Annotated in this window: 24 protein-coding genes and 4 tRNA genes; 10 read left to right on the plus strand and 18 right to left on the minus strand. The window is 57.0% G+C overall.

Features of this window, described 5'->3' with window-relative positions:
* Window positions 1–137: 137 nt before the first annotated feature.
* Window positions 138–371, plus strand: coding sequence for a hypothetical protein (locus RCJ00_RS00865; protein ID WP_316219697.1), 234 nt, complete (start codon window positions 138–140; stop codon window positions 369–371).
* A 64-nt stretch (window positions 372–435) separates the two neighbouring features.
* Here RCJ00_RS00865 and RCJ00_RS00870 read toward each other — a convergent pair whose 3' ends face one another.
* From RCJ00_RS00870 to RCJ00_RS00890, 5 genes are all read right to left on the minus strand, one after another.
* Window positions 436–1,248, minus strand: coding sequence for an MBL fold metallo-hydrolase (locus tag RCJ00_RS00870; RefSeq protein WP_316219698.1), 813 nt, complete (start codon window positions 1,246–1,248; stop codon window positions 436–438).
* Complete coding sequence (locus RCJ00_RS00875; RefSeq protein ID WP_316219699.1) at window positions 1,245–2,036, minus strand: TatD family hydrolase; 792 nt, start codon at window positions 2,034–2,036, stop codon at window positions 1,245–1,247. The genes RCJ00_RS00870 and RCJ00_RS00875 overlap by 4 nt, the downstream gene beginning before the upstream one ends.
* An 18-nt stretch (window positions 2,037–2,054) precedes the next feature.
* A complete protein-coding gene (locus tag RCJ00_RS00880) occupies window positions 2,055–3,056 on the minus strand; it encodes a DNA polymerase III subunit delta' (RefSeq protein WP_316219700.1) in 1,002 nt (333 codons plus the stop codon).
* Window positions 3,056–3,712 carry a dTMP kinase gene (gene tmk / locus RCJ00_RS00885; protein WP_316219701.1) on the minus strand — a complete coding sequence of 219 codons (657 nt, stop codon included), beginning with the start codon at window positions 3,710–3,712 and terminating at the stop codon, window positions 3,056–3,058. The genes RCJ00_RS00880 and tmk overlap by 1 nt, the downstream gene beginning before the upstream one ends.
* Before the next feature lie 64 nt (window positions 3,713–3,776).
* Window positions 3,777–4,460: a septal ring lytic transglycosylase RlpA family protein gene (locus RCJ00_RS00890; protein WP_316219702.1), complete on the minus strand. Its 684-nt coding sequence runs from the start codon at window positions 4,458–4,460 to the stop codon at window positions 3,777–3,779.
* A gap of 238 nt (window positions 4,461–4,698) precedes the next feature.
* On the opposite strand from RCJ00_RS00890, the gene RCJ00_RS00895 reads away from it, so the two are divergent.
* Window positions 4,699–4,788, plus strand: a tRNA-Ser gene (locus RCJ00_RS00895).
* A 270-nt stretch (window positions 4,789–5,058) separates the two neighbouring features.
* Here RCJ00_RS00895 and RCJ00_RS00900 read toward each other — a convergent pair.
* Window positions 5,059–5,595 carry a hypothetical protein gene (locus RCJ00_RS00900; RefSeq protein WP_316219703.1) on the minus strand — a complete coding sequence of 179 codons (537 nt, stop codon included), beginning with the start codon at window positions 5,593–5,595 and terminating at the stop codon, window positions 5,059–5,061.
* 266 nt (window positions 5,596–5,861) lie between these two features.
* Between RCJ00_RS00900 and RCJ00_RS00905 the strand changes: the two genes are divergently transcribed.
* Together RCJ00_RS00905 and RCJ00_RS00910 are read left to right on the plus strand one after the other, a co-directional pair.
* Window positions 5,862–6,752, plus strand: coding sequence for a class I SAM-dependent methyltransferase (locus RCJ00_RS00905; RefSeq protein WP_316219704.1), 891 nt, complete (start codon window positions 5,862–5,864; stop codon window positions 6,750–6,752).
* 334 nt (window positions 6,753–7,086) lie between these two features.
* Window positions 7,087–8,466: a glycoside hydrolase 5 family protein gene (locus RCJ00_RS00910; protein WP_316219705.1), complete on the plus strand. Its 1,380-nt coding sequence runs from the start codon at window positions 7,087–7,089 to the stop codon at window positions 8,464–8,466.
* A 69-nt stretch (window positions 8,467–8,535) separates the two neighbouring features.
* Here RCJ00_RS00910 and RCJ00_RS00915 read toward each other — a convergent pair whose 3' ends face one another.
* Window positions 8,536–9,390, minus strand: a complete 855-nt coding sequence (locus RCJ00_RS00915; protein WP_316219706.1) for a pirin family protein — start codon at window positions 9,388–9,390, stop codon at window positions 8,536–8,538.
* A gap of 94 nt (window positions 9,391–9,484) precedes the next feature.
* Between RCJ00_RS00915 and RCJ00_RS00920 the strand changes: the two genes are divergently transcribed.
* Window positions 9,485–10,390: a LysR family transcriptional regulator gene (locus RCJ00_RS00920; protein ID WP_316219707.1), complete on the plus strand. Its 906-nt coding sequence runs from the start codon at window positions 9,485–9,487 to the stop codon at window positions 10,388–10,390.
* A gap of 11 nt (window positions 10,391–10,401) precedes the next feature.
* On the opposite strand, the gene RCJ00_RS00925 is transcribed toward RCJ00_RS00920, so the two are convergent.
* Window positions 10,402–11,076, minus strand: a complete 675-nt coding sequence (locus tag RCJ00_RS00925; RefSeq protein ID WP_316219708.1) for a hypothetical protein — start codon at window positions 11,074–11,076, stop codon at window positions 10,402–10,404.
* Between the two features lie 42 nt (window positions 11,077–11,118).
* On the opposite strand from RCJ00_RS00925, the gene RCJ00_RS00930 reads away from it, so the two are divergent.
* Both RCJ00_RS00930 and RCJ00_RS00935 read left to right on the plus strand, forming a co-directional pair.
* Window positions 11,119–11,388: a sulfurtransferase TusA family protein gene (locus tag RCJ00_RS00930; RefSeq protein WP_316219709.1), complete on the plus strand. Its 270-nt coding sequence runs from the start codon at window positions 11,119–11,121 to the stop codon at window positions 11,386–11,388.
* A 124-nt stretch (window positions 11,389–11,512) separates the two neighbouring features.
* Window positions 11,513–12,841 carry a GGDEF domain-containing protein gene (locus tag RCJ00_RS00935; protein ID WP_316219710.1) on the plus strand — a complete coding sequence of 443 codons (1,329 nt, stop codon included), beginning with the start codon at window positions 11,513–11,515 and terminating at the stop codon, window positions 12,839–12,841.
* A gap of 9 nt (window positions 12,842–12,850) precedes the next feature.
* Here RCJ00_RS00935 and mfd read toward each other — a convergent pair whose 3' ends face one another.
* The gene (gene mfd, locus RCJ00_RS00940) at window positions 12,851–16,339 is read right to left on the minus strand and encodes a transcription-repair coupling factor (RefSeq protein ID WP_316219712.1); all 3,489 of its coding nucleotides are present in this window, start codon (window positions 16,337–16,339) and stop codon (window positions 12,851–12,853) included.
* Entirely contained in the window at window positions 16,340–16,633 is a 294-nt protein-coding gene (locus RCJ00_RS00945) for an FAD assembly factor SdhE (protein ID WP_023457613.1), read from the minus strand.
* 66 nt (window positions 16,634–16,699) lie between these two features.
* Between RCJ00_RS00945 and recG the strand changes: the two genes are divergently transcribed.
* Window positions 16,700–18,766 (plus strand): ATP-dependent DNA helicase RecG, encoded by a 2,067-nt coding sequence (gene recG / locus RCJ00_RS00950; protein ID WP_316219714.1) that lies wholly within the window; start codon window positions 16,700–16,702, stop codon window positions 18,764–18,766.
* On the opposite strand, the gene RCJ00_RS00955 is transcribed toward recG, so the two are convergent.
* The 3 genes from RCJ00_RS00955 to RCJ00_RS00965 form a co-directional block, all read right to left on the minus strand.
* Window positions 18,763–19,875 carry a DUF3089 domain-containing protein gene (locus tag RCJ00_RS00955; RefSeq protein ID WP_316219715.1) on the minus strand — a complete coding sequence of 371 codons (1,113 nt, stop codon included), beginning with the start codon at window positions 19,873–19,875 and terminating at the stop codon, window positions 18,763–18,765. The two genes, recG and RCJ00_RS00955, sit on opposite strands and share 4 nt — an antisense overlap.
* Before the next feature lie 97 nt (window positions 19,876–19,972).
* Window positions 19,973–20,890 (minus strand): lysophospholipid acyltransferase family protein, encoded by a 918-nt coding sequence (locus RCJ00_RS00960; RefSeq protein ID WP_316219716.1) that lies wholly within the window; start codon window positions 20,888–20,890, stop codon window positions 19,973–19,975.
* A 3-nt stretch (window positions 20,891–20,893) separates the two neighbouring features.
* Window positions 20,894–21,664, minus strand: coding sequence for a glycosyltransferase family 2 protein (locus RCJ00_RS00965; protein WP_316219717.1), 771 nt, complete (start codon window positions 21,662–21,664; stop codon window positions 20,894–20,896).
* 64 nt (window positions 21,665–21,728) lie between these two features.
* On the opposite strand from RCJ00_RS00965, the gene RCJ00_RS00970 reads away from it, so the two are divergent.
* Entirely contained in the window at window positions 21,729–23,186 is a 1,458-nt protein-coding gene (locus RCJ00_RS00970) for a cryptochrome/photolyase family protein (RefSeq protein WP_316219718.1), read from the plus strand.
* 1 nt (window position 23,187) lies between these two features.
* Complete coding sequence (sseA, locus tag RCJ00_RS00975) at window positions 23,188–24,030, plus strand: 3-mercaptopyruvate sulfurtransferase (RefSeq protein ID WP_316219720.1); 843 nt, start codon at window positions 23,188–23,190, stop codon at window positions 24,028–24,030.
* Between the two features lie 17 nt (window positions 24,031–24,047).
* Here the strand turns inward: sseA and RCJ00_RS00980 are convergent.
* The 5 genes from RCJ00_RS00980 to RCJ00_RS01000 form a co-directional block, all read right to left on the minus strand.
* A tRNA-Arg gene (locus RCJ00_RS00980) sits at window positions 24,048–24,124 on the minus strand.
* A gap of 13 nt (window positions 24,125–24,137) precedes the next feature.
* Window positions 24,138–24,443, minus strand: coding sequence for an ETC complex I subunit (locus RCJ00_RS00985; RefSeq protein ID WP_031238495.1), 306 nt, complete (start codon window positions 24,441–24,443; stop codon window positions 24,138–24,140).
* 181 nt (window positions 24,444–24,624) lie between these two features.
* A tRNA-Pro gene (locus RCJ00_RS00990) sits at window positions 24,625–24,701 on the minus strand.
* A 28-nt stretch (window positions 24,702–24,729) separates the two neighbouring features.
* A tRNA-Pro gene (locus RCJ00_RS00995) sits at window positions 24,730–24,806 on the minus strand.
* 122 nt (window positions 24,807–24,928) lie between these two features.
* Window positions 24,929–25,480, minus strand: a complete 552-nt coding sequence (locus tag RCJ00_RS01000) for a DUF192 domain-containing protein (RefSeq protein WP_316219722.1) — start codon at window positions 25,478–25,480, stop codon at window positions 24,929–24,931.
* Window positions 25,481–25,519 lie beyond the last annotated feature (39 nt).

Here is a 25,519-nt window from a genome sequence, read left to right on the forward strand (position 1 = left end):
TGGCGACGTCCTGGCGCCTTATGCGTTTCTTATGCGGTGAAACGGTATTCTGCACATACCCCTTACGGCAAAGAACATAGTTTTGAGACAACGCCGTTTATATGGCGCCGTTTATGTAGCTCGTAAAGGAGTTCACCATGGCCACCACGACCGCCGCTCGTTTTCAACCGACGACCGATAGCTTTGGGCAATTGACGCTTCACGCCGAACGCGGCATGCGCGCCTTGCCGACTAATCTTCTGCTGGTCGTGGCTTTTATTACTGTCTTCGTCGTTGGTTTGATGGGCCTTGCGGCTTTCGACAAGGCCGTGTTCACGCCCAGCCATGCTCAGCCATCGGTTTATGAAGGCGTTGTCCTGGATTACGATTGATACCAGGACGTGATCAACCTGATGTGAAAAATTCAGATACGTATATATGTAACTGAAAATGTTCTTAAAGTGAAACCTTAAGCTCAAGTTGGTCGTAGGCCGGCTCGACGCCAGGCGGCAATATTCTGGCCAGTGCGTCGTAATCGATATCCTGATGCAGATTGGTCAGGATCGCCCTTTCGGGTTTCACGCGTTTGATCCACCGCAACGTTTTTTCCAAATGCGAATGCGTCGGATGCGGCTTGTAACGCAGGCAATCGACAATCCAGACCTTCAGATTTTTAAGCGCATCGAAGCTGTGTTCCGGCACGTCCGACACGTCGCTCGAATACGCCACGTCACCGATGCGATATCCAACGGATCTTATCGGACCGTGAATCTGGTCGAACGTCACCACAGGCATGGCCCCGCCAGCACCTTTTATCTGCCAGATCTGACCGTGCGGCGGTATCAAATGCGGCTCGCATACCGGTGGATACCCGAGATTGCCGGTAAACACATATTTGAAACGGGTTTCCAAAGTTTCGCGGGTCGCGGCGTCGAAATAGCCATCGATCGGCCGACCGAGAGCAAAGGTATAGGCGCGCATATCGTCTATGCCATGGCATTGATCAGCGTGATCATGCGTCCATAGGACGGCATCAATCGACTCGACACCGGCGGCGATCATCTGGCTGCGAAACTCGGGCGATGTGTCTACGACGACGGATGTCAGCGCATCCGGTGTCGCATCGTCGTGCAACCCAAACCATGCCGAACATCGGGAGCGCCGATTTTTCGCATTGGTCGGATCACAAGCGCCCCAATATCCGTCAATCCGCGGTACACCGGTCGAACACCCGCACCCCAGGATTTTGACAATGAGGGTCTGGCTCATGATCTGTGGATCCGGTCGAACAAGGCAAAAAACGCATCGTGGGTGCGCGCCCTCACCTCGTCCAGGCTCCAGTCGCGAATTTCGCCCAGCTTGTCATAGACGTGGGGGACGAAAGCCGGTTCGTTGCGGCGGCCGCGCATCGGGATCGGGGCCAGGTACGGACAATCCGTTTCGATTATGATCCGGTCTGCCGGCATGTCCTTTATAATGTCGCGTACATCCTGGGCAGCCTTGAACGTCGCTATGCCGGATACGGAAAACCAGGCGCCCATTTCGGCGCAGGTTTTCGCGAGTTCCGGGCCGCTGGTGTAACAATGGAGCAGCAGCTTGAACGGACCTTCTGCATGTGCCTCGGTCAGGATCTGCGCCATAACGTCGTCAGCTTCACGGGTGTGGACGACGAGCGGCAGGCCTGTCTCGCGGGCGGCGATGATGTGCTGGCGAAACACCTGGGCCTGAACCTCACGCGGGCTGAGGTCATAATGAAAGTCGAGGCCGCATTCACCGATACCGACGACTTTCGGGCGTTGCGCCAGGTCGATCAAGCTCTGCGCCGTCAAATCCGGATTTTCACGCGATTCATGCGGGTGGGTGCCGACCGTGGCCCATATATCGGCGTTGTCTTCGGCAATGCCATACACGGCATCGAAATTGGACACGCGGTCGCAGATGTTGATCATCAAATCGACGCCGGCCGCCCTCGCCCGTTCTATCACTTCCGGGCGATCTTCGTCGAACTGCGGCGCATGCAGGTTTACGTGGGAATCAATATATCGGCAATCAACCATAAAAGCTCACTTCATACCTTAAGATAGATTTACCAATTCATTGTAAATAGACCAGAAATAGTCACCTCGGTCAAGATTGACGGATTCGACCTCTCCGACCGCCATATTGAGCCGCGACCACAGTTGTGAATAGTTTTGGCCCTTTTGCGACGTCTCGGCGCTCAGAGAACGATCGTGCAGACGGTCCGTCAGGCAGGCCATGAAGGTGGCGAATTTCTTGGCGCCATCGTTTTTTGCCGACGACGATTTGAACATGGCCGCTGCCTGCATCAGTTCGGCGCGCGGTGGCAGAGGCCGCTCCAGAAGGCGCCCGGCGAAAGCGTCCATATCCAGAGCGCCTTCTTCCATAAGGGTTAGCGCCTTGCCCGGGGCGCCGTGCGCCAATCGCACCAGACGCGCCTGGTGCTCGTCGTCAATCTCGGTTCGGGCCTTGAGGAAGGTGCTGACGGCCTGGTCTGTCCAGGGCACGAAGGTCAGCCGGCGGCACCGCGATCGGATGGTCGGCAACAACCGCCCAGGCGAATGCGAGATCAAGAACAGGATGCCTTTGTGAGGCGGTTCCTCAAGTATTTTCAATAAGGCATTGGCAGAATTTATATTTAAGTCGTCGACGGAATCTATGATGCAGACACGATAAGGCGAACGCGATGGCGCCTTTGAAAAGAATTCCCCGATTTCACGCACGGCGTCGACGCTGATATTCTTCTTCAGCTTGCTTTCGCCCATCTCACGTTCGAGCACCAGCAGGTCCGGATGAGACCCCGCGGTTATCAACCGTACGTCTGCGTCGTCGGGCGACATGCCCAATGCGCCGTGGCTCGGGTCGCGATCCTTGCCCATCAAAAACCGCGCGCACCGGAAGGCAAAGCTCGCCTTGCCCAGGCCCTGCGGTCCGCACAGCAGCCAGGCGTGATGCAGGCGGTTTTTCTGATAGGCCGACAGGAAGGCTTCGTCGGGCGCATCGCCCTGTTCGAAGGCAAAGCTTTCGCGTGGCGTGGTCAAGGCGACGGATTCAGCCATCACACCCCTCGCAAATCGGCAAACGCACCATGGACGTGCGACCATATATCGGCTGAGATCGTTTCGATCTCGCGATCGGCATCGATGACGCGGTAGCGGTCCGGCGCCTGGGCGGCCCGTTTGAGGAATCCAGCCCTCAGGCGTTCGTGAAAGACCACACCTTTCGATTCGAATCTGTTTTCGGCGTCGCCCCGACTGTGGGCGCGCCGCAGGCCGGCTTCGACCGGCATGTCCAGCACCAGCACAAGGTCAGGCTGAGTATGGCCGACGACCGCCTCGTCAACCTGCTCGATAAAGGCCGGAGCCACACCACCGCCCGCCCCTTGGTAAGCCCGTGAGGAATCGGCGAAGCGATCGCATACCACCCATGCCCCTCGTTCCAGGGCTGGCCGGATGACTTTTTCCAAATGGTCGGCGCGGGCGGCGTACATCATCAACAGTTCGCTCATGGGCGACCAACGCGTGGCGTCGCCACGTACGAGAAGGTCGCGCAAAGCTTCGGCCCCAGGCGATCCGCCGGGTTCGCGCGTCTGGACCACTTCCAGTCCCTGCGCGCGCAACTTGGCGACCAGCGCCTTGACCTGGGTGGACTTGCCGGCGCCCTCACCGCCTTCGAAGACGATGAAGCGGCCCTGATGTGCGGATAATTTGTTCACGCTGCGAAATAGACCGTCTTCGCAATAATTCTCAAGTCAAATTTGGCGCAAGACTTGGTGAAGGCTATTCGGCGCGGACCAGTATGGCGCCGCTAAAGCCAGCATCTATGGCCTCCTGCCGATGGCCCTCGGCGGCCGCGGCGCTGGCAAACGGTCCGGTATAGACGATATAGAGCGCGCCGCGCTGGTCTATGCGCGCGGCTTCCAATCGGTCGCGCGCCGTCTCGGCGTTATCCTTGACGGAAAATGCGCCCAATTGGACAATGTAGCGCCGGCGGTCGTCGCTGGACGGCGCGGACGCGACATATACAGGCGTCGACGTCATCGGATCGGCGGGCCCCAGCCAGGTGATCCGGACGTGCGCGGTGCCGCTGGCATAGACGCCCAGCGCCTTCGCCGCGCCGCGCGACAGGTCCATGACACGGTCATCTACAAACGGACCGCGATCGTTTACCCGGACGCGTATTGTCTTGCCCGTATCGAGATTGGTGACTTCCGCGATGCTGGGTAACGGAAAGGTCTTGTGGGCGGCGGAAATGCCGTCGGGTACGAAAACTTCGCCGTTCGCCGTCGTGCGATTAGGTGATTCCCCGGCATACCATGAGGCGACGCCGGTCTCGCTATGGCCCGTATCGGGCACGCGGGGGTAATAGGTCTTGCCGCGAACCGTGTAGGGTCGTGAGGTGCCGGAATTGTAATGCGGGTCCTTTGCGACGTGCGGCCCGACCAGGTCTCCTTCGGAGCGCACTGTGGCGCATCCGGCCAAAACCACAAGAGAGACAAGGGCTAAGAGGCTTGTTCCTGAACTTATGCCTAAGCTTATGTGTGAGCTTTTTAGCTCGAACATGGGCGTTTTTCGCTGACTGACTGAACTCGTTTAGGCCACTGTGCGCCCAATTTGCAAAATCTTGGTTAAAGCGCATTAAACCTGATTTTGGACTTGGCACCGAACCGACGGCACGCTACAAGCGCCTTCCCTCGAACGCGGACAGGTGGCCGAGTGGTTTAAGGCAGCGGTCTTGAAAACCGCCGTAGGTGGAAGCCTACCGTGGGTTCGAATCCCACCTTGTCCGCCATTACTAAAAAAGCCGGCCGTCTTGGCCGGCTTTTTTAGTAATGCAGGTGGGAACTTGAACCCACGGATAAAGCGGGTTCGAAAACCGAGCGCAGCGACGGTTTCGGCGTAGCGAAGCGCAGCCAATCCCACCTTTTCTACCAATCTCAATATGATCGAATTGGTTATCCTAGCTTTCGAGCCAGTGCCCGTACCGCACCTACACCGACTCAGCGACCGGTTACGGCCTCGCTTGAGTCTTCAGGTATGGAACGGTAAATTACATGCTGGACTATATGCTAGCGGTATAAGCGAACGTGTTTGACTGGGGTGGTGGGTATAACTCATCAATGAGCTTCTGCCAGAAATTCATCAAATCGCTTGCACAGGAGTCGAGCGATATTTCGTCACCGCTATCTTCCATCTTAACGCTGGCGCCGCCATATCTTCCCTCTCCATATGCTCCTTCACCGTAACTTATCGATTTTATCACAGTATTTGCGATATGAGTCATGCCGGTTGACGTTGGATGCTTACCAATGCTGACATGTTTGGATGCGTTGGTGAGATCGCGAATATATCCGGCTTGCGGCACCTCAGCTTCCACTCGTTGCCAAAACGCGCCTGGGCTTTGGTAAGCTTCAGAATATTTTGCTTCGATTTCTGTTCTGTTAAATGCGTGAACCCATTCATGCAGGTGGAATAGTGCGTTTGTCATCGCAAATGCGTTCGCGAACGTACTTGGTTCGCCCATAAATCTCTCAAATAAAGGTCTGGCAACCTGATCGAAATAAACTCTCGGATTATCCAGCTTAATTTTTGTCGACATGTCCTTTTGCCCCTGCTCGCGCTTATCGAGTATCTTTATTCATTTGCCCGTCAAACGAAACGATGAAGATGCCGTAGTAGTGAGAACAATTGGCTGTGGCGATTGATTGGAGTTGTAGAAGCGACGCCTCGGCATTTGGCACCAGCGATATCTACTAACCCTGAATTCGACGTCCGAGCCATCTACAAAGCCGCCCGCCAAATAAAACCAAGCCTTGCGTTTTTTGCCGCTTTGCTTCCACAGTCCGCGCCTGAGCGGAGGCGCAAATGAGCGACAGCATCGAGCACGTATCGGATACGGCCTTCTGGGTGGCCTATTATCGCTGGGTGGAAACACAGCGGCCGGACGCCCTCTTCCATGATCCGCTCGCGGGGAAACTGGTTGGCGATCGCGGCAAGGCGCTGGCCGGCGTCATGGGGATCGAGAGGGCCATGGCATGGTCCATGTCGCTACGGACCTACATCATAGATAACTACATCCTGGACGCCATAGCCAACGGTGTCGTGCGCATCGTCAATCTGGGTGCGGGGCTCGATACCCGTCCCTACCGGCTCGATTTGCGACCGGATATAGATTGGGTCGAGGTCGATTTCGCCCAAATGATCGACTACAAAAATGACGCATTGCATGTGGACACGCCGCGCTGCAAGCTTGAGCGGATCGCTTGTGACCTGTCGCAAGGCGACGCACGCAGGCAATTGCTTGATGCGCTTGATCAGCGCGGCGGGCAAACACTTGTACTAACCGAAGGTGTTATACCCTATCTGGCAAATGCGGATGTCGCTGAACTGGCTAATGATCTTAGTCAGCACGACAGCATAGTCTATTGGATTACTGACTATTTTTCGCCCTTGTTTCATGCCATATCTGCGCGTGGGAATGTGAAGCGGCAATTGGCTAAGAACGCGCCGTTCCGCTTTAATGCCGGGGATCAACCCAATGACTGGGTGAGGTTTTTTGCCGATACGGGCTGGGAAGTCGCTGATATGCGCTATATCGGTGAGGAGGGCCTGAAACTTGGCCGGGATCTGCCCGCCAACTGGCTAATGCGGCAATTCATGCGCTTTGCGCCTGAGGCACGGCTGCGACCCTATCGCCGAATGAATGGCTATGCCCTTATGCAAAAAGGGCGAACGCGCGTCAATCTGGAGGATTGATAAGGTTTAGCCTTAGCTACAATCCTCTTTTATCCATCAAATCAATATGCTGTGCTGGCTATTTACGCTTCATTAAGGCGCCGAGCCTAAGCTCGTAACTATATGACACCGACCCTGATTCGGCGTCGCAGGCATATTGAGTATGCCTTTGATCTTCCTTTCGGTATGGCCGGGTTTGTAAAGTGGGTATGGCCAAGTAGTGCCAGTCGTTTGGGTGTTTTGCGACATTACTTATTTCAAATTTCTTTAATTTGCGCTAAGCCTGAGCCATCGCTTGTTCCGGTCCGTTTGCGGGCATAAAAGGAGAACAAGCAGAAATGGGAAGGAACGCATCATGTCACATGTTTCACGTCGCTACCTTATGGGCACTGGCCTGGGCGCCTTAGGGCTCGCCCTCACCACCCCGGCCTTGGCTGCCAAAAAGCGGGCAAAGGCGCCTGCCAAAAAGGCCCAGCCGGCGTCGGGCTTTGTCACGGTCGACGGTATTCATTTCAAGCTCAAGGGCGAAACCTACAGGTATGTTGGGGCAAATATATGGTACGGCGCCTATCTGGGCTCCGCGGCCAGTTTTGGCGATCGCAAGCGCCTGGTGAAAGAACTGGACGATCTGAAGGCATTGGGGGTTTCCAACCTGCGCGTACTGGGGTCTTCCGAATTATCGCCGCTGATCAATTCGCTTGATCCGGCTTTTTCCAACAAGCCGGGCGATTACAACGCGGATCTTCTGACTGGGCTGGATTTCCTGCTGGCGGAAATGGCCAAGCGCGATATGAAGGCCGTGCTGTACCTGACCAATTTCTGGGAATGGTCGGGTGGCATGGTTACCTATCAATATTGGACCAATGGCGGCAACTACATCAATATGGGCGATCCCGCGCACCCGTGGCCGGAGTTTGCCGATTTTTCGTCCCAGTTCTACGCCAGCGGCGCGGCCAAGCAGGCCTATTACGACTATATCAAGATGCTTCTTGGGCGCACCAATTCAATCAGTGGCGTCGCTTACAAGGATGAGACCGCCATCATGGCCTGGCAGTTGTCGAATGAGCCGCGCCCGGGCGGCAGCGAAGCAGTCATCAAGAAAAATGTCGACAACTACTATGGCTGGATCAAGGACTCCGCCGCCCTGATCCGGTCCCTGGCGCCGAACCATCTGGTGTCGCTGGGCCACGAAGGTTTGATGGGCGCCTTTGGGCAGGAAGACATCGTCATCCGCGCGCACGAACATATCGACTATCTGACGGCTCATATCTGGCCGCAGAACTGGAGCTGGGTCGACAAGGACGACCTGGGTGGCAGTTTCGATGCCGGTGCGAAGAAGGTACAGGCCTATATCGACGCCCACATCGCCATTGCCAAAAAGATCAACAAGCCGCTCGTCTTCGAAGAGTTCGGATTTCCGCGCGATAATATTGCCTACGAAGCCGGTACGCCGACCACCTACAAGGACAAGTTCTATGGTCTGATCTATAAGGCGGTCGAAGACGCCATCGAACACGATACGCCGGTCGCCGGCTCAAACTTCTGGGCGTGGGGTGGCGCCGGACGCGCCTTGCACAAGGACACCTACCACATGCTGCGGGGGGAAACCGCCTATGTCGGCGATCCGCCGCACGAACCGCAAGGCTGGTATAGTGTGTTCAACACCGATACATCGACCCAGGCCTTGATCAAGACCCATGCGGGTCATTTGAAGTCTCTCAAGACAACGTCGTAACGCATTGTATAGGAAGTAAAAAAATGACCGCGTCGCATCATTAGATGTATGCGACGCGGCCAAGGTTTATCAGAAGAGGCCATTCTGATAATCGGTAAATGCCTGTTTGATGTCCTGAGTGGAATTCATCACGAAGAGCCCGTGACGTACGACGGGTTCATTCAGTGGCCGGCCACTGACGGCCAGGACGCGGGCATCGTCCTGCCCCGCCGCCAGCTTCAGCACATTGCCGGCATCTAAGATCGCTGCCTGGCCGCGGCTGACGAGGCTTTGGCCGATCGCTACTGCGCCGTCGATGACATAGACAAAGCCTTGATAACCGTCCGGCAACGGTAGGGTTACGTCCCCTTCCGGCTTGAGAAGGATATCGACGATGAAGGGATCGGTGACGGGCGACGTGATTGGCCCCATCAGGCCATGATAACGGCCAGCCAGTACGCGAACCTCCGCCGTCTTGAAAATAACAGCAGGAACATCATCAGCCGCGAACGACCGATAGGCGGGCGGCTGCATTTTTGCAGCGGCGGGCAGGTTCAAGGCGATCTGGAAGCCTTGAATTTCGCCATCAACCTGTTCCGGCAATTCCGAATTGACCAAGCCAGAGCCGCTGGTCAGCCACTGAAGCTCACCGGCATTTATAAGGGCGCTATTGCCCTTGTTGTCGCTGTAATGCAGCCGGCCGCGAACCATGTAGGTTATGGTTTCAAAACCGCGGTGTGCCTGGTCGGGAAAGCCGGGCATGGCGGCGACCGGGCGTTCGGCACGTAATTCATCGAATGTCAGGAAGGGGTCAAGCATGGGCAACCCGTCGCTGCCGATCACGCGATTCAGAGTCACGCCGGCCCCGGCATTGGCCGGTATGGCGCGTACGATCCGCGCCACGCGGGCCGCGCGGTACTGCTGAGGTTGAGATTGAATGAACATTTAGCGCGCGCCGGATTAACCCTTGTAGGCCGCCATATAGTGGATTAGGCTCGTTTCCAGAAGACGCAGTTCTCGCATCACGGTGTTGCATAATATGGAACAGCAAAGGCTGGACTTCGATGATTTGCAGGCATTCTTCCTGGTGGCCGAGACCGGCAGCTTCGCCCGAACGGCGCAGCGGCTGGAATCTTCCAAATCCATAATTTCGCGTCGGGTGGCGCGGTTGGAAGCCATGCTGTCTGCCAAGCTTTTGCAGCGAACCGCACGCGGCACGCATTTAACCGAAGCGGGAACGATCTATTATGAGCAGGCGCGTCAGGCGATGACGCAATTGGAATGCGCAGCCGAAAGCCTGATAGAAGCCACGACCGACCTGGCCGGGCCGATCCGCTTTACGGGGCCCGTATCGTTCGGTCGCGATTACCTGGCGCCTGTTCTGGCGGAATTCGTCACGCACTACCCGCGCATAGAATTGGATATTGATTTCAGCGACGAAAAAGTCGACTTGATCGGTGACGGCTTTGATCTGGCCGTTCGGGTCGGGGCCATGGACGATTCCAGTCTGACCGCGCGACGTCTGTGTCAGTCGGGCCGCGTTGTTGTTGCCAGTCCGGCCTATCTGGCGTCGCACCCTCCAATTTCCTGCCCGCAAGATTTGGATGACCACGTAGTCCTGCATTACAACGGCGTCCATACACAGGATCTATGGCGCTATACCTATCGGGGAGAGACCCATTCACTGAAGGTACGCCCGCATATGCGCTCGAACAGCCCCAATATGCTCATGGCGGCGGTAAAGGCCGGTGTCGGTGTCATGGTGATGCCGGTCTATATCGCGGGGTCGGCGATACAATCCGGTGAGGTTGATATCGTGTTAGGCGACTACGACTGGGGGCTGACCGATGTCAGTCTTATCTTGCCGCAAGGCCGGAATACAACACGGCGCGTACGCAGCCTTGTCGACTTCCTCGTGCTCAAATTTCATAATAAGTTTGGCTAAGGTTTGGAAGGCTAAGGTTTGGTCGGAGTGGTCCTGGGCTTTGGCGCGGCAGGCGGTGCCGTCGGGGTGGCATATGATGGGCTATCGTTTGACGCCGATGCCCCGCCTATGGCCGGAACGGCCGTCACCGTATAGCCTGCGGGCGGTCGGAACCATGACGAATCCTGCGCGCCAATTGTCAGGTCCATGACCTGAAACAAAGGGTCTTTGTGACCCTGCTTTGTCATCTGCAATATGATGTTGTCGCCCGTGGCGCACAGCAGGCCCGATTGGTTGAGATATCCGGAAAATTCCATCAATCGGCACGGCTTGCCATTCACCAGGGAGGCGCCAACGATCTTAACCGCGGCCTGCCGTGTAACCACAGGTAATTCAAGCGGCAGCGGAATAATGCCATCGGCGCGGTCAAGCGGAAACACTAGAGCCGTGCGCGTCTGTCCCGCCGTCAGGAGACTGATCAAGACGCCCTTTTCGCGGTCGGCAATATAGGTTTGAACGATGCCGCCGGTATTGACATCCACGCGCGTGCGGGCGCCGGATTGCCGGATATCCACAGGCAAGGCAAAGCCGGCTACCCGTACACGGGCGTACAGATCGACATGGCCCGAGATGTCGCTTTGCGCCTGCGCCGGACAGGCAGCTAAGATCGCGATGGCGGCCAGACAGGCTTTCCAGGCGGTTGTCATTTCCGACTCCCAAGTTCGACCTGCTTATGGCAAGATTCGCGTATGAAACCTATCCTAAGCACCACCGATCTGACGCCGCCGGACGGATTTACCGTGGTCGATGCGCGCGGTCATCGGTGTCCGGTGCCGACCTTGATACTGCGCCGGCACATGGAGGCGGCGCCGGCCGGACAAGGTGTCATTTTATATGCCAATGACCCGATGGCGCAGATTGATGTGCCGCACTTTTGCAATCAAAACAATTTTGTCCTGGTGGCATCTGAGGCGAAGGATGAAATGTGGATATTTACCGTTGCCCGTGCGACTGGCTGATGGCGTGGTAGCCTGATATGTTACAACAATCTTTACTGTTGCTCTTTATGAATCGCCTGCCCACAAAGTACATGCTTATGACGACTGTTGCCTACCCTGTATCCGCCCAAGAGGAGCTGACATCTTGACCCTTCAGGCGCGTTTACTGTTGCTGAGTCGTGATGAAAGCTGGCTGCATACCCTGGGGGACGAGTTGGATTGTCTTGGGATGCGCACGCTGATCGCGCGTGAGTCTGAGGCTGCCTATGCCGCTCTGGCTGATTTGCCGATAGAGGCCGTTTTGGTCGATGAGACCGGGCAGCACGATTGGAAAGACATCGAACCTCAGTTGCGGGCCGCGTGTTCTCCGCGCCGCATTCCGGTTATATTGATGCGTCAAGACGACGACTACCGGGTGCCCGACGGCTGGGACATGGTGTTTACGCGCCAGGCACACGCGCAACAGGTCGTGGTCAGCGTTGAGCACCTGGTGCGCGCCTGCATTGCCGAAGAAGAATATGATACACGTCGCGAGACGTTCAAGGCCGATCTACAAGATCTGGATATCGTTCTGGAAAATCAGGACCCTCTGGCCATTCTATCGATTGGTCAACCCGATCCGGAATATCTGGCCATCACCCATTCCCTGCGTGAAAAAGGCGTCGATGTTACGGCTGCGCTGTCTTCGTACAGTGCGTTCGACTATCTGCATGACAAGACATTTGATGCCGTGTTGCTGTGGGGCGGTGCGCAACCGTCTGAGTCTCTATCGATTGCCGCAGGCATGCGTCGCAACACGCGGCTCTATCATACGCCCGTCCTGCTGCGTCTCAACAAACTGGTAGAAGTCGATTTGGGCAACGCCTTCATGCGCGGCGTCAACGATATAGCCAATCCGAATGCCAAGGTGGGCGAAATCGCCGACCGACTGGTGCGGCTGGCCCGGACGCATCGCAGGCAATTGACCATTCGCAAGACGCTCGAAAACATGCGGCACCATGCCGAAATGGATAAGGGTACCGGCTTGTTCGGCCGCGATCTGTTCGCCGCGCACCTGGCCAGGCTGTCGAAGGCGGCGACTGAGCGTCATCGTACCCTGAGCATCTGCGTCCTGAAAATCGCCGAAACACCGGATGTGGCGCGCGCCCGTGCGCGAAAGATGCTGGACAAGGCGGTGCCGCAGATCGGTTCCATGGTCGCCCGTCTCGTCCGCGCCGAAGACTCGGGCGGGCGCCTGTCCAATGACGTATTTGCGCTGGCCCTGCCCGCGACGTCGCTGGATGCCGCCCGCAGCGTCGGCGAACGTATATCGGCCGTGGTCAGTTGTACGGCCTTCGATTCCGGGCAGGGAAAACCGCCCTATGTCGTCGAATTCATCGTCGGCGCCGCGCAAATTCAGGATGGCGAACCCGCCGCAGCCGCGTTGACGCGGGCGGCGGCTGCGGTCGGTAATCCGGATCGCGAAGCGGTCTAAGCGTTTTTCTTAGGCGTTTTCCACCGCCAGACGTGCCAGTTCCTTGACGATCTTTTCGGCTGCCGTCAGGCGCTGCGAGGCTTCTGACCATTCGCCGGTTACAACCAGCTTCTGATCGGGGCGCAGGCGCCAGTCAGGCCGTGACTGCGTGAACCTGACCAGGCCCAATGGATTGGCGAAGCTGTCGTTGCGGAAGGTGACAACCGCGCCCTTGGGACCGACGTCCAGCTTAGCGACGTTGGCTTCGCGGCACAGTCCCTTGATACCGACGACCTTGAGCAGTTGTTCCGCTTCTTCGGGAATGGGGCCGAACCGATCAATCAGTTCCGACGCCAAGGCTTCGCGATCGGCCAGTTTTTCGGCTTCTGACACTCGGCGATAGAGCGACAGACGGATGTTGAGGTCCGGAATATAGCTTTCCGGTATCATGACAGCGGCCCCGGCATTTATCTGCGGTGACCAGCTTCTCTGATCGGACATATTCTGGGCATTCTTCTGCTGAAGCTCAGCGACCGCGTCTTCCAGCATCTGCTGATAGAGCTCGACACCAATTTCGCGGATATGGCCAGACTGTTCGTGGCCGAGCAGATTGCCGCCGCCGCGAATATCGAGGTCGTGGCTGGCCAGTTGGAAGCCTGCTCCCAGATTATCAAGGGATTGCAGAACCTTAAGGCGCTTTTCTGATGCGACGCTTAAGGTTTTGTGCTGCGGTGTCGTCAGATAAGCGTAAGCGCGGGTCTTGGAGCGGCCAACACGTCCGCGTATCTGATAGAGTTGTGCCAAGCCGAACATATCGGCGCGATGGACGATCAAGGTGTTGGCGGTCGGCACGTCTAGACCGGATTCGACGATCGTCGTCGACAACAGGACATCATACTGTCCGTCATAGAACGCATTCATGACGTCTTCCAGCGCGGTCGGTGACAGCTGACCATGACCGGTGACGAACTTCACTTCCGGTACCTGGGTGCGCAGGAAATCCGCCACGTCGGGTAGATCGCTCAGACGTGGCACGACGTAGTAGACTTGGCCACCACGATATTTTTCGCGCAGCAAGGCTTCGCGCAAGGCTACGGGGTCATAGGGCAGCACGTAGGTTCGGACAGCAATGCGGTCGACCGGCGGCGTGGCAATGATCGACATGTCGCGAATGCCGGACAGGGCCATCTGGAGCGTACGCGGAATCGGTGTGGCCGAAAGAGCCAGCATGTGGACGTCGGCGCGGAAGGTCTTCAGCTTTTCTTTGTGCTTGACGCCGAAATGCTGTTCCTCGTCGACGATCACAAGTCCTAGGTCCTTGAAACTGACCTGTTCAGACAGAAGGGCGTGCGTGCCGATGACCACTTCGATTTCGCCGTTTTTCAAGCCTGCACGGGTGTCGTCGGCATCCTTTTTGGTGACAAGGCGCGACAATTGCCGGACCCGAATCGGCCAGCCCTGAAAACGCTGGCTGAAGGTTTTGAAATGCTGACGCGCAAGCAGGGTCGTCGGGCAAACGATGGCGACCTGCTGACCGGACATCGCCACGACAAAGGCGGCGCGCAGGGCCACTTCCGTCTTGCCGAAGCCGACATCGCCGCAGATCAGGCGATCCATCGGCTGCCCTTTGCCCAGGTCTTCCAGAACATCGGCAATGGCGTTGAGCTGGTCGTCGGTTTCTTCGTACGGGAACTGGGCACAGAATTCGTCGTACAGGCCCGCGGGTGGATCGATGGTCTGGCCCTGCTTGAGCGCACGGGCAGCGGCCAATTGAATGAGGCCGTCCGCCATTTCGCGCAGCTTCTCCTTAGCCCGCGCCTTACGGCTCTGCCAGGCGGCGGAGCCCAGGCGGTCCAGCTGTGCACTGTCGCTATCGGCTCCGTAGCGCGTCAGCAGATCGATGTTTTCGACCGGCAGGTACAGCTTGGCGTCATTGGCATATTGCAGGTCAAGGCAGTCATGTGGCGCGCCATTGACGTCGAGCGTTTTAAGACCATCGTAACGGCCGATGCCGTGTTCGATATGCACGACGAGGTCGCCAGGCGATAAGGCGGAGGCTTCGGCCAAAAAATTCTGTGCGCGTCGACGTTTACGTGGGCGGGCTAACCTGTCGCCTAAGATGTCCGTTTCGGAAATCACTGCCAGGCTTTCGGTTTCGAAGCCGTGATCGAGTGGCAACACCACGCGCTGGATAGGCTTGACCTTCGTGCCCGCGATGCCGAAGCTTTGCGCGTCCGCCCAGTTCGCGGCCAACCGCATGCCGGTCAGGCCGTGGTCGGCCAGCATGACCCCGAGACGGTCGGATGAACCGTCTGTCCAGGATGCGAACAGCACACGCTTGCCTTGTTTGGAAAGGGCCTTGGCGTGATCGGTTACTGCGGTGAACAGGTTGGTGGAATCGAGCAGACGGGCTTCGGAGAAGTTCCGGCCGAGCCGTCCACCGAGATCGATCACATCAGCGCCTTCGCGCTGGAACGGTTCAAAGCGGCGCACGCGCTGGCCGGACAGTGCGGCCTTCCAGTGCCGGTCGTCGAGATACAGTTTCTCAGGCGGCAGGGCCTTATAAGCGGAACCGTCCTTCTCCTTCGCGGCGTCGGCCCGGAGGCTGTAGGCATCGCGGACAGTCTCCGCACGTTCGGCAAAGGCGTTATCGGCCAGCGCGTCCAGCATCACCAGCGACTGCGGCGCCAGATAGTCGAACACGGTGTCCAGCCCATCGTAGAACAGCGGCAGCAGGTGTTCGACGCCCTGACGGCGGATACCTGAGGACAGGGCGGCATATATCGGATCTTCACCCGCGGTACCGAAGGTTTCCAGGTAATGCTGGCGAAAGCGCTTGATGCTCGTTTCATCCATGCGGATTTCCGACACGGCGGTAAAATCGAGACTGCTGATCTGCTTCAGGGAGCGTTGCGTTTCCGTATCGAAACTGCGGATCGATTCCAGGCTGTCACCAAAGAAATCGAGGCGGACAGGTTCTTCGTGGCTGGGAGAAAAGACGTCCAGCAGGCCGCCGCGCACGGCGAATTCGCCCTTTTCCGACACAGTCGAGACCCGGCTGTAACCGTGGTTGAGGAAATAGGCCTCCAGGTCGGCGATATCCATGGTCTGGCCGGGTTTCAGCGTCAGGCGGCCTTCGGCGATGACGTTGAGCGGCGGGACCTTCTGCATCATTGCCGCAGCCGTGGTCAAAAGCAGGGCCGGCGCCGGCGGACGCCGAGATTTGAGGCCAGCCAGACGCGATAAGGCGTACATGCGTTGCGCCACTATACCTGGCGTCGGGCTCATGCGGTCGTAAGGCAGACAATCCCAGGCTGGGAAATTCAGTATATCCAGGCCCGGCGCGAAGAACTTCAAGGCTTCGGCAACCGCATTCATCCGTGCGAAATCGCGCGCCACGAATACACTGACGCCTTCACTTTTCGCCAGATCGGCCGCTATCAGGCTTTCATAGCCTTCAGGGGCGCCGCTCAGCGTGAGGGCGCGGTCGGGGCGCGTAATATCGTTCAGGTCGAACATCTATATCTTCGTGTAAGCTATCTTATAGTACTGATTGAGTTTATTCATTATTTCTGACTGCCACTCCACCGGAGTCGGCTCGCGTTGGATGATCCAGCCGTACAGATCCTGATCGGGGACTTCCAGAAGCGCTTCGAAGATATCCAACTCTTCGGCGCTCATTTGTGTCATCATATCGTCGGCAAAATTGCCTAGGATGATATCTGCTTCCTTGAAGCCACGGCGCCACGCCCGAAAAGACAGCTTTCTCAGGCGCGCCTCATGCCGCTCTTGATCGGTTTCGATATTGGGCACAGGTTTAGTCTCCAAAGCGTATTCAGGGCCTTCTCATAAAGCATTTTTGGTGCTTGATAAGCCCCCATGCGACCAGAAATTTTGTTTCCCTATTACGCGCCGGTGACCAGCCTCAAGGGCGTCGGGCCGAAGCTTGCGCCGACATTGAGTGCGCATGTCGGGAGCCACGTTCGCGACCTTGTCTTCTTCCTGCCATCGGGACTGATAAAAAGACCATTGGTAAGTGTGAGCCAGGCGCGTGTCGGCGAGGTCCAGACGATCGCCGTCACTATCGGTGGATACCCGCCTTCCCCGCCCAAAGGACCGCAGCGCGTCGATGTGTTCGACGATACGGGGCGGCTACAACTGACCTATTTTCATCGCATACGCGGGTTTGAACAGCAGCATCCGGTCGGCGCCCGGCGATTGATAAGCGGCAAGGTGGAAAAATTCGGTCAATACCTTCAGATGTCCCATCCGGACTATATTGTCGATGAGGCACGCGCGGAAGATATCCCGTCCTGCGAACCGGTGTATCCCGCGACGTTAGATTTGTCGTCTCGAATGATCCGGAAATTCGTCCAGACGGCGTTGGCCGCCCTGCCCGTTCTGCCGGAATGGCATGATGAAAGTATGTTGGAAAAGCACGGCTGGCCGTCATTCAATGACGCGCTCAGGAGTAGCCACAATCCCGAAAGCGACCTCGATCAATCAGCAGATGCGCTGCACCGCCTACGCCTGGCCTATGACGAAGCCCTGGCGCACCAATTGGCGCTCAAAGCCCGCAAGCAACACCGTCAGGCGACGCCGGCGCGCGTGGTCGTATGTCGAGCCTGGTGGGACCTGGCGCTGAAAAGCCTACCCTTCGCGCTTACCGGGGCGCAAGACCGCGCCATTGCCGATATCCGGGCCGACCTGGCCTCTGGTCACCGCATGAACCGTCTGATCCAGGGGGATGTCGGTGCGGGCAAAACACTTGTCGCGCTGGCGGCCATGATAGACTTGGCTGAAGGCGGGTTCCAAAGTGTCATGATGGCCCCGACCGAAATTCTGGCGCGTCAGCACTATGAGAAAAGCCTGACGATTCTTCAGGCAGTCGGCATTCGGTCGATACTTATGACAGGACGTGACAAGGGCAAGGCGCGTGAGGAAAAACGCACCGCCGTCGCCAATGGTGAGGTCACGATCATCTTCGGGACCCATGCCGTCTTTCAAGATGGGGTCGATTTCAAGGCCTTGCAACTCGCCGTCATCGACGAACAGCACCGGTTTGGCGTCGGCCAACGCCAGAAGCTGTTTTCGAAAGGCGATGCGGTCCATTACCTGTCGATGTCTGCTACGCCCATCCCCAGGACCCTGGCGCTGACGCAATATGGTGAGGCGGATCTCAGTATACTGGATGAAAAGCCTGCAGGACGTCAGCCTATTCACACGGCGGTATTGCCGCGTCAGCGTTTGGCCGACGTGATCGCGCGCCTGCGAAGCGCCGTGGCGGAAGGCTCTCAGGCCTACTGGATCTGTCCATTGGTCGAAGACACGGCGGAATCGGACTTGATTGCCGTTGAACTTCGCCACAGCGAGCTTCAGGAAGCCCTGGGGATTGAAATCGGTCTGGTTCACGGACGCATGCCGTCCGAAGAAAAGGACGCGGTCATCAGCCGGTTTGCAGCCGGCGAGGTGAAGATACTCTGCGCCACCACGGTGGTGGAAGTGGGCATTGATGTGCCCACGGCGTCCATTATTATCATCGAACAGGCTGAGCGTTTTGGTCTGGCGCAACTGCATCAGTTGCGCGGTCGCGTTGGGCGGGGACGCGATAAGAGCGCCTGCATCCTGCTGTACGATACGCCCTTATCCAACAATGCCAAGGCGCGTCTGGAATTGCTGAGGGACACCGAAGACGGTTTTAAGATCGCCGAAATGGATTGGAAGTTGCGCGGCGAAGGTGACATTTTAGGCGCGCGCCAATCCGGCTTTCCGGATTATCGATTTGTTGACCCTGTCGCCCATAGTCGGCTGATTGCCACGGCTGCCCGCGACGCTGTCTATATTCTGGAACACGGTAACGTCCTGCCGGAGCCAAGGCAAAAAGCGATAGAGGTGCTCAAGCAATTGTTCGACTGGCGCCCGGATATGGCGGATAAACAGGATTAAGGCTTAGCCTGTACCGAGGGCTTGGGCAGGGCCTGAAAGGACAGCCAACGCGCTTGCATATCCGCTTGAAGATCGCCATAGAACAAATTGTATGGATTGACTTTCCGCTTCTCTTCCCAGGTTCCGCCATCGTCAAACGAGGGCGACTTTGGCTTGTCCACGAACAGCAGACCGCCCAGGCAATGCGCTGATACCTTGCGGGCGATCCGTGCGGGTTCAGTGCCCCATTCCAGGTCAGTGGCATTGGTGGCGCCGAGCGAACGCCGGGCGTCGACTTCTTCATTTGTCGCCGCGCCTATCAATGGATTGACGCACACACCCTTTTGCGAGCCGAGTCCTTCCAGACCATCCCCTTGCCAGTAGACCGCTTTTTGCAGGACCTGAAGAGCGATATCCGGCCGGCCGGAATTTATGCTCAGATAGCTGACCACGCACCCCGTCTGTTGCCTTGACATGCAAGCGGGCACCCACGGGCTGGGATTACCAAACTGACTTTCCGGCGCCAGGGTTTCAAGCAAGTAGGCGGCGACCAGTTGCCCGCGCAGGTCCGGGTTGGGAACGACGACGTCACGCAACAGCCGTTCAGCCAGTAGTCCGCCCTGCTCTACGCCGACAATCATAAACCCATGACCGCCTCGGCGCGTTTTCAGGAAATGGGTGAAAGCGGCCAGAACGTCATGATAGGCGAATTGCCGCGCTTCGCGGGCGTCGTCGCGCAAGGTCAACTGGGTGTAGAGGCTAGCCTGGCGGTATTTGGGCGCATAGATATTTCCCATGATGGCGAAGGGACCCGCATAATTGGGCAGTTGCACACGCTGCACTTCCTGTTGGATAGTGTTGCTGGATGTGGAACCCAGCCAGTCCTTGCCGCCATTGTAGCTTGTACCATGGACAAAAAAGACATCTACCTTGCGGGGGTCGGCATAGAACTTTGCCAGGGCCGGATTTAGGAACCAGCTATCGGACCGATCATAGTTGGGCGCAGGCGGCGGATTATAAATTTGGAACGGAATTTTCGGATCGAGATAATTACGGTGTATGTCGTTTTGCAGGTAAAGAAAGGCAACGGCCAGAAACGCCCCTGCGACAGCGCCTATCAGCAGGCTCAACCTACGCTTTTGTAAAATCTGCTTCCACATTCCAGTACGAGCTTACGGGGGTGGGAGACGGTTGGAAAGTGCGTGAAGCTTCACTTTTAATAACAGGTCATTGCGGCGCGGATTTGTAAAGTGAGGTGGGCCAACGCTTGTGCACCCAAAACCATTCGGCCGGGTTGTCACGCACCGCATGTTCTATGAAAGCGGTAACTTTGCACACGGTGGAATCGACGTCCTGACCTTTATGCCCGGTATCATCTACCGGAATAGCGTCGTGCACGGTGACGCGAAAGCGCGCCTTGTGCAGCCGACGAATGGTCAGAGGCTGAAGGACCGTTCCAAATCTTTGCGCCAGTTTGGTCGGTCCGGGGGCGGTTTCAGCTATATGGCCGAAGAACGGTGTAGGAACGCCGCGGTTGAACTTCTGATCATTCATCAGTCCGACCGACTCACCCTTTTGCAGGGCGATCAACAACTCCTTGGCGCCGTCACCGCCCTTTGGCGCAAACATATTCACGCCGTAGGCCGCCCGGCCGGATTTAATTCGGGCGTCGACATATGGATTGTTCGCGGCGCGATAGGTGATCATGTACGGCACCTTGGCCTGAAGTATGGCGGCATTCATCACTTCCCAGTTCGACAGATGGCCGGAGATGAAGATTACGGGTTTGCCGCTCTGCGCGATCGTTTCCAGGCGCTCGAAGTTCTCTATCTCGACACGGGCAGGATCGAAAACAATTCGGTCCATGATCGGAAATTCGGCGGTGGTGCGACCGGTGTTTTCCCATTGCTGTCGGATTAGAGCGTCGCGTTCCGCGGTCGGCATATTGGGGAAGGCCAGTTCGAAATTTCTCAACACGGTTTTCTGCGTGGAGGTCAACGGCCCTATATGCCGGAAGAGCCAGCCTCCCAGGTCGGAGGCCGTATCGACAGGCAAGGCGCGGGTGATGGCGACAAACAGATCGTAAAATATGGCTTCGATACGCCAGCCGACCTTTTGCATGAATGTGGGGGTGCGATCTGCCATGGGTCAGCGTGTCGTTAGATCGGCGTTTTTCTGCGCCGCCAGGATTTTGAGAAGCCGTTTGGTACGCGCCTCAGCCGCCAGGTGACTGCTGTACAAGCCGTCCCAACCGCCGGTAAAGTGACAACGGAAAAAGAAATAGCGGATGAAAACGAAGGGATATTCGAATGGCAGGCGCAGCCATATTTTCCAGGCTGATTTTTTCAGCACCTTGGCTTGTAGGTTGGTGTACGAATCGAGCTTGGCGCGTATGTGAGCATAGGATCGCGCGGAATAATGCATCACGGCACCTTTGAGCTGGCCGACCGATTCGGATCTGGTATCGACGGTATCGTGCACCTGGCTTTCGCGGAAGCGGACGACGCGGCGGTCGTAGAGCCGGACATAATTGTGATAGTCGGCCCACAGACGTGGCTTCTGCTGACCCGGATAAACATTCTTGATTTTGAAACGATAGGCGCTGAGCGACGGCCCTGACGCCATTAATGCCTTGATTTCAGAAAACAACTCCGGTGTAACGATTTCATCGGCATCGAGGTTGAGTATCCAGTCATTGGCGGCGCAGTCTTCGCTGTATCGCTTTTGTGGCCCATAGCCTGGCCAGTCATGATGGACGACGCGAGCGCCCAATCCCTCGGCCACGGCGATCGTATCGTCTGTTGAGCCGCTATCGACGACAACGACTTCGCTGACCAGCCCTTGAACCGCCCGGATGCAGTCGCCAATCCGGTCACCTTCATTCTTGGCGATAATACAGCAGCTTAAGGGTGTTGGCATTGCGGCGTTCATGCTAGCCTTTGTGCCCAAGACGCCTGACTCAAGCAAGCTTACTTTTAAGTGCATGACCGAAAAAACCACCTCTGCGCCGCCCGTCATTTTATGGTTTCGTACCGATTTGCGCCTCGACGACCACCCCGGCGTTGCTGAAGCGCTGAGGATTGGAGCGCCGATTTTACCAATCTTCATATGGGATGAAAGCCTTGCCACACGTCCGCTGGGCGCGGCATCAAGATGGTGGTTGCATCATTCTCTTAAGGTTTTACATGAAAATTTGGTTGCGCGCGGATCAAGATTGATTATTGAACGTGGACACGCCTCTGTGGTGTTAGGATCATTGGTTAAGGAATGTTCTGTAAAAACAGTTATATGTTCTAAAACCTTTGATACTGAAAATGAGGAATCTGACCGGCAGACTGCGCATGCTTTGGCGCAACTCGGTGTCGATCTGAACCGCGTGAACGCGACGCTGCTGACTGAGCCGAATGCCTTGATTACCAAGTCGGGGACGCCGTTTCGGGTCTTCACGCCCTTCTACAAGGCGCTGGAGGTATCTGGCGCCTTAGATATTGACGCCCTCGCCTTGAGCTCGAACCATGCCTGGCCGTCCCCCGAAATTTGGCCGAGCTCGCTGACACTCTCCGACTTGAGGCTGACACCGTCGTTGACGCCATCTGGAAAAGACTGGTCGAAGGGATTCGGTCGCTTCACCCCCGGAGAAGACGGTGCGCGTGCGGCATTGCGGCATTTCATAACCCATGGCTTGGTAGACTATGCCGACGGTCGCGACAGGCCTGACCTCGATCTGACGTCCCATTTGTCTGCGCATCTGCGTTTTGGTGAAATCAGCCCGCAACGCGTTCTGCACGATATTGCTGTGGCGGTGCGATCGAAGCCCATTCTCGCCGTATCAGCGGCCAAGTTTCGATCGGAACTGGCGTGGCGCGAATTTTGCTACGGGCTTTTGGCACAACAACCCAGGCTTCATGAGGTCAATTTTCGTCGCGATTTTGATGACTTCGAGTGGCGTACAGATGAAAAAGGGTTCCGGGCCTGGTGCCGGGGCGAGACCGGTTACGAACTGGTCGATGCCGGGATGCGAGAGCTCTGGCAGACTGGATATATGCACAACCGAGTGCGCATGGTTGTTGCCTCCTTCCTCGTCAAACATCTCCTAATCGATTGGCGGCGAGGCGAAAAATGGTTTTGGGATTGCCTCGTCGATGCAGATCCGGCGAATAATACGGCAAGCTGGCAATGGGTTGCCGGCTGCGGTGCCGACGCAGCACCCTATTTTCGTGTGTTCAACCCTATCAGCCAGGCGGAAAAATTTGATCCCCGGGCGCGGTATCGCGCGCGTTATATTGCCGGCTACCAAGATGCCTCTCCAAAGGCCAAAACGGAAACAAGGGATCTGTTTGGCAGCGACGCAAAGGCTTATCCGCAACCGATCGTCGATCATGCGTTCGCCCGCGACCGCGCATTGGAGGCTTATCGCAACCGTGGCCAGGAGGCCGATTAATATGACAACTCAGATTACCCCCGTCGATTTGCAAAAGCGTATTGAGGCTCGGGCCGTAAAGGTGCTGGATGGCAGTTGGGCGCTTGATGGCACCGACATGTTCGATTTGTACCGCCAAGATCATATCCCGGGAGCGCAGTTTTTTGACATCGAAGCCATCAGCGATCATTCGACTGACCTCCCCCATATGGCGCCCTCACCCGACCAGTTCGCTAATGCGGTCGGGTTGATGGGAATATGCGAGACAGACCATGTCGTCATTTACGACCGGCAGGGGTTATTTTCTGCCGCCCGTGTGTGGTGGACGTTCAAGCTCATGGGGCATGACAAGGTGCAGGTTTTGTGCGGCGGATTGCCGGCGTGGCGCGCCGCGGGACTACCGGTAACGGCCGAGGTCGACACACCGGTTCCTGCGACTTACCGGCCCACCTTCCGACCAGAAAGGATCATCGATCGCGAAACCCTGCAAAAGACGTTGGGAGCCGCCGGCTATTGTGTGCTCGACGCCCGATCCCAGACGCGGTTTGAGGGCGTTGCCCCTGAACCACGAGCAGGATTGAGATCCGGCCATATGCCGGGCAGTCTTAGCTTGCCATTTGGGAATTTGATCCGCGATGGCGCACTGAAGCCGCGTGACGAATTGAAAGCGATTTTTAATGGCTTGGATGTGGATGAGTCTTGTACCGTTATCACATCTTGCGGATCAGGCGTCACAGCGGCCATTATAAGCATGGCTCTCACTGAGGTCGGTCACACGGCGGAGCAGCTATACGATGGATCGTGGTCTGAATGGGGTTTGGAAACACTGACTACGCCTGTGGTGACGGGGCCTGCGCAGATTTAACTCGCGCAGGCAATAAGTGGCGACTCCGACAGGGCTCGAACCTGTAACCGTCCGCTTAGAAGGCGGATGCTCTATCCAGTTGAGCTACGGAGCCTTGAAGCGCGAGATTAGTGTGTCCAGGACTGCCGACGGCCGAACGCAAAATTATCAGCATAGGCCTTGATGATTTTCGGCGGCGCTTCTGGTTCCAAGAGACGGAAGGGAATCCCGTGATGTTCAGCAAATGCCATGGCCTGCTCTTTCGTTTCGAAAGTCAGGCGAACCTGGGCATCGGTATCGGAGGACGACGTCCAGCCCATCAACGGATCAGGCGTGCGGGCCGATTTCGGTTCAAACTCGAGGATCCAGTCATGAGTCTTGCCGCGGCCGGATTGCATGGCGGTCTTGGCGGGTTTGAAAATACGCGCAAACATCGTCGTCTCCTTGAGCCGCATGGATTCGTCGGTCCATGCTTCATCGTCTGTTACTACCAAAGGCCCAGCCGGGTAAAGAGGAAAGACGCCATCTCTGGAGGCGCACGACACTTTGGAGATAGCCGCAATGTGTCGCCAGACATTTAAAAAGCCCGAGACCTAAGGCCTCGGGCTTTTTAAATGGTCGGGGCGAGAGGATTCGAACCTCCGGCCTCCTGCTCCCGAAGCAGGCGCGCTACCAGGCTGCGCTACGCCCCGACTTTTAAATCTCTACCGTGGCCTTGTTTGGTCGGGGCGAGAGGATTCGAACCTCCGACCTGCTGCACCCAAAACAGCTGCGCTACCAGGCTGCGCTACACCCCGAGACCCGGCGCTGCGACCTAAGCCACAGACTGAGAGGCGCGCTTATTGCCATTTTAGATTGGCCTCTGCAAGCCCCCGTGTACGGAAAAATCACCAACTGACTGACTTTTCTCGTTTTCAGCTCAAGGCTTATGGAAAAAGGGGTGGATAACCTTATCGCCGGGCTTCAGGCCAAGCTTGTCGCTCAGTCCCGCTTGGATTTCCAGAACGCCGCTGGCTGCGCCATGCGATGGCAAGGGTGTGCGGTCGAACGGCTTAGCGTTCTTTTGAATCGATACGATGGAACCATTCTGAGCGATGTAGACGATGTCGAGTCCGACAATCGTGTTCTGCATCCAGAAATTCCGCTCCCTCAGATCCTTGAACTCAAACAGCATACCGCGATCCGCAGCCAGCTCAGGACGACACATCAATCCCTGCTCACGCGTTTCGTCGGTGTTGGCGATTTCTACCTGAAAACGGGTTTCAGCCTTGCCATGGCGAATCGACAGTAATTCCGGTGGCGAATAGGGTGAGATGTCCATGCTCAGGCATTGAGCCGGGATCGCCTTGCTCGAGTTTTGGCCCGAATTTTGACCTGAACCCTGCGCTATGCCCGGCGACGATGCACCGAAAGATATAAGTGTCGCCGCAACGGCGGCGATCAGCGCCGTTTTTACATATATGACTGTCATGAAGCCCTCATCTCACACACATGGACCATGACCCTGGGC

Origin of the sequence: Asticcacaulis aquihabitans (assembly GCF_032490435.1) — a bacterium.
Taxonomy (GTDB): domain Bacteria; phylum Pseudomonadota; class Alphaproteobacteria; order Caulobacterales; family Caulobacteraceae; genus Asticcacaulis.

Bases quoted from the DNA above. Each gene is read 5' to 3' on its own strand.
- RCJ00_RS00865 (WP_316219697.1), top strand. From the start codon at position 138: ATGGCCACCACGACCGCCGCTCGTTTTCAACCGACGACCGATAGCTTT.
- RCJ00_RS00930 (WP_316219709.1), top strand. From the start codon at position 11,119: ATGAAACCTATCCTAAGCACCACCGATCTGACGCCGCCGGACGGATTT.
- RCJ00_RS00900 (WP_316219703.1), bottom strand. From the start codon at position 5,595: ATGTCGACAAAAATTAAGCTGGATAATCCGAGAGTTTATTTCGATCAG.
- RCJ00_RS00960 (WP_316219716.1), bottom strand. From the start codon at position 20,890: ATGGCAGATCGCACCCCCACATTCATGCAAAAGGTCGGCTGGCGTATC.
- RCJ00_RS00870 (WP_316219698.1), bottom strand. From the start codon at position 1,248: ATGAGCCAGACCCTCATTGTCAAAATCCTGGGGTGCGGGTGTTCGACC.
- RCJ00_RS00970 (WP_316219718.1), top strand. From the start codon at position 21,729: ATGACCGAAAAAACCACCTCTGCGCCGCCCGTCATTTTATGGTTTCGT.
- mfd (WP_316219712.1), bottom strand. From the start codon at position 16,339: ATGTTCGACCTGAACGATATTACGCGCCCCGACCGCGCCCTCACGCTG.
- recG (WP_316219714.1), top strand. From the start codon at position 16,700: ATGCGACCAGAAATTTTGTTTCCCTATTACGCGCCGGTGACCAGCCTC.
- RCJ00_RS00920 (WP_316219707.1), top strand. From the start codon at position 9,485: ATGGAACAGCAAAGGCTGGACTTCGATGATTTGCAGGCATTCTTCCTG.
- sseA (WP_316219720.1), top strand. From the start codon at position 23,188: ATGACAACTCAGATTACCCCCGTCGATTTGCAAAAGCGTATTGAGGCT.
- RCJ00_RS00875 (WP_316219699.1), bottom strand. From the start codon at position 2,036: ATGGTTGATTGCCGATATATTGATTCCCACGTAAACCTGCATGCGCCG.
- RCJ00_RS00915 (WP_316219706.1), bottom strand. From the start codon at position 9,390: ATGTTCATTCAATCTCAACCTCAGCAGTACCGCGCGGCCCGCGTGGCG.
- RCJ00_RS00910 (WP_316219705.1), top strand. From the start codon at position 7,087: ATGTCACATGTTTCACGTCGCTACCTTATGGGCACTGGCCTGGGCGCC.
- RCJ00_RS00985 (WP_031238495.1), bottom strand. From the start codon at position 24,443: ATGTTTGCGCGTATTTTCAAACCCGCCAAGACCGCCATGCAATCCGGC.
- RCJ00_RS00965 (WP_316219717.1), bottom strand. From the start codon at position 21,664: ATGCCAACACCCTTAAGCTGCTGTATTATCGCCAAGAATGAAGGTGAC.
- RCJ00_RS00905 (WP_316219704.1), top strand. From the start codon at position 5,862: ATGAGCGACAGCATCGAGCACGTATCGGATACGGCCTTCTGGGTGGCC.
- RCJ00_RS01000 (WP_316219722.1), bottom strand. From the start codon at position 25,480: ATGACAGTCATATATGTAAAAACGGCGCTGATCGCCGCCGTTGCGGCG.
- RCJ00_RS00880 (WP_316219700.1), bottom strand. From the start codon at position 3,056: ATGGCTGAATCCGTCGCCTTGACCACGCCACGCGAAAGCTTTGCCTTC.
- RCJ00_RS00925 (WP_316219708.1), bottom strand. From the start codon at position 11,076: ATGACAACCGCCTGGAAAGCCTGTCTGGCCGCCATCGCGATCTTAGCT.